Raw genomic sequence first — 2,462 nt, forward strand, 5'->3', positions numbered from 1 at the left:
TGTCGAGGTCGGTGAAGATGCCCACCACCTGCGGCATGAACATGCCCTCGCGGACGGTGCGTGCCGCTTCGTCGTCGTCGGTGACACCGGTGAACTCGGTGGTGACCGCATCCTTGTCGATGGTGATATCGAGGGTGTCGCACGCGGTGAGCCGATCGCGGGGGACCGAGGCGACCACGCCGTTGCGGATGATCACCTGGGCGTCGGTGGAGGTGGCGCGGACCTGCATGCCGAAGCGGGTGGCGTCGGGCGCGCCGGGCGGGATGGTGGCGGCGCGGATGCCGCCTTCCTCGGGCAGCTCGGCGAAGGCCTGGCAGGGGAGGGTGGCCTCGAGGGAGTGGGGGAGGTAGGAGATCAGGGGTGCCTCGACGCTGGTGGCCTGCTCGCCCTGGGGCCAGTTCAGGGTGGAGGTGGTCTGGGCAACGGGCATCAGGGGTGTGGCGATGGCGAGGATGAATCCGGCGAGGCCGGTGAGCACCGCTACCAGACGAGCCATTCGCACACGCTTCTCCGTCACCGAACCATCCATCCCCGAAGACAACAATCCGACTGCCACGACCCCTGATGGTATTCGCAACCGCGGGGCAACCTTGCCAGTAAACCGTGATTCACAGGAACAGAAGTGAGAACAAACTCAGTTTCGCGCCGAGGAGTAACGTCGCGCTACCGGATCGGCCCAGGATTCCACAGCCCCGATCGGCGCACCGTCTCATGCTCGGTTCGGGCCGGCACCGCCTCCTCCGAGTACGGCGCGAGCCGTTGCAGCGAGCCCCAGTCGCGGCCCCAGTCATCGCGCAAGTACGTGGCGACCTGCTGTTCCTCCGCGAGCATCGAGGTGATTCCGACGGGCCCGCCTCCAGCGCTGCCCTGCGCGATGTCCGTGCCCAGCTTCAGCTCGAAATCACCCGCGATCCGGTACTCCGGCATATCCATCACGCCATTGCGATGCACGAAGGGCTGCTGGCAGGGGAACGCGAGACCAATGGACCAGTCGATCATCGTTGGCGTGTCGCTGCCCACCACATCCTGCAACGAATCGACGACGGGGACGCGCGGTGGAGTCACCACGAGCCATTGCGAGGGATCGAGATCCGTATCGCGCGCCACGATCCGCACCGCCGTCGCGTCGGCGGGCACCGCGTCGAGCGGCACGCGCAGGTTCCGCCACGACGGGAACGGCCCGGTATCGAGCGGAGTGGCGGTGTGCACCACTTGGAAGCCCTCGTCGTCGGGGATCCCGAACTCCACGCGCAGCTCCTGCCCGCGGATCGGCCGGTCGAAGGCATCGGTGCCCGCGATGCGCCCGGCCGCGGTGATCGCGACCAGGGGCCGCTCGTCCGATCGCGCGGGCAGCGAGTACCAGTCGCTGGTCAGCTCGGCAGATCGCTGCTCGTCGCTGCGGTAGCTGCCGAGCACGGGGACGCGGGCCGGGTCGAGCCCGAACGGCAGTGGCGCGGTGCTGCCGTTGATCCCCTCCTCCTGGCGCTGCTCGTCGTCGAACCCCGTGGCGTTGAGCGTTTGCTGCTGCCCCCCGGCATCCGCTTCGCCCGCCGCGACCAGGGTGGACGGGGCATCCTCGCCCGAGGCCTGCTCGGGAGCGAGATCCGGGGCAATGCCATTCGGGGTGAACCCGTCGTTGCCGCCCCCGCCCAGCGCTGACGCGGGATCACCACCATCGACCGGATCGAGCAGCCCGGCGTTGGGGTCCTGCTCGACGAGGACATCATTGGCCAGCCCGCACGGCGACCCCAGGACCGCATCGATGTTGGAGCGGCCCACCGAGTACGCCGGGTACTGCCGCGCCGCGCCCAGCGCGAGCGACGCCACTTGCGCGATGACCACGATCGCGGCGATCACCAGGATCGGTGCCGCCGTCAGCCAGCGCAGCCAGCCCGGTGCCATCACGGGACGGCCCCGCAAGCCCAGGTAGTGGTAGAGCGCGGCCGCGGCGAACACCATCATCGCGAGCAGCAGCAGCCAGTTCGCCACGCCGCGCCCGAGGAACAGCGGTGGGCGATCCCCGAACGGCACCCCATAGTTCGACACATGCCACCAGCGGTTGGTGCCCGTCATCGCGAACGCGGTGATCAGCAGCAGGACAGACACCAGCACCAGGCGATCCCGCGCGGAGCGGACCAGCGCCGGGCCCATCGCCACCGCCGCGATCGCCGCCACCGACGCGCCGATCCCGGCGAACGCGCCGAAGTGATGCGTCCACTTCGTCGGCGTCAACGTCAGGAACAGGAACGAGGCAACGGTCAGGCCGAGCATCCGCGAAGCCGGCCCCGTGGGCACCCCCGGGATGCCACCACGGCGCATCAGCATCGCCCCGGCCACGCCGATGGCGAACACCAGCACCAGCACCGCGAAGCGCCGCCCCAGCGAACCGTCGGTGGCCGGGCCGAAGAGGTCGACGTACCGCGTCATCTCCTCGTACCAGGCGAGGGAGGGTCCGATGGCGG

At 69.5% G+C, this 2,462-nt stretch carries 1 protein-coding gene and 1 pseudogene; both read right to left on the reverse strand.

Annotation, left to right across the window (positions count from 1 at the left end; all coding sequences use genetic code 11):
- Nucleotides 1-496: pseudogene (locus HT102_RS15685) on the reverse strand (arabinosyltransferase); the annotation flags it as partial.
- A gap of 167 nt (nt 497-663) precedes the next feature.
- A partial coding sequence (locus tag HT102_RS15690; RefSeq protein ID WP_192040396.1) for an arabinosyltransferase C-terminal domain-containing protein occupies nt 664-2,462 on the reverse strand: 1,799 nt, incomplete at its 5' end.

It is taken from the genome of Lolliginicoccus lacisalsi (assembly GCF_014841105.1).
GTDB classification, from domain to species: domain Bacteria; phylum Actinomycetota; class Actinomycetes; order Mycobacteriales; family Mycobacteriaceae; genus Lolliginicoccus; species Lolliginicoccus lacisalsi.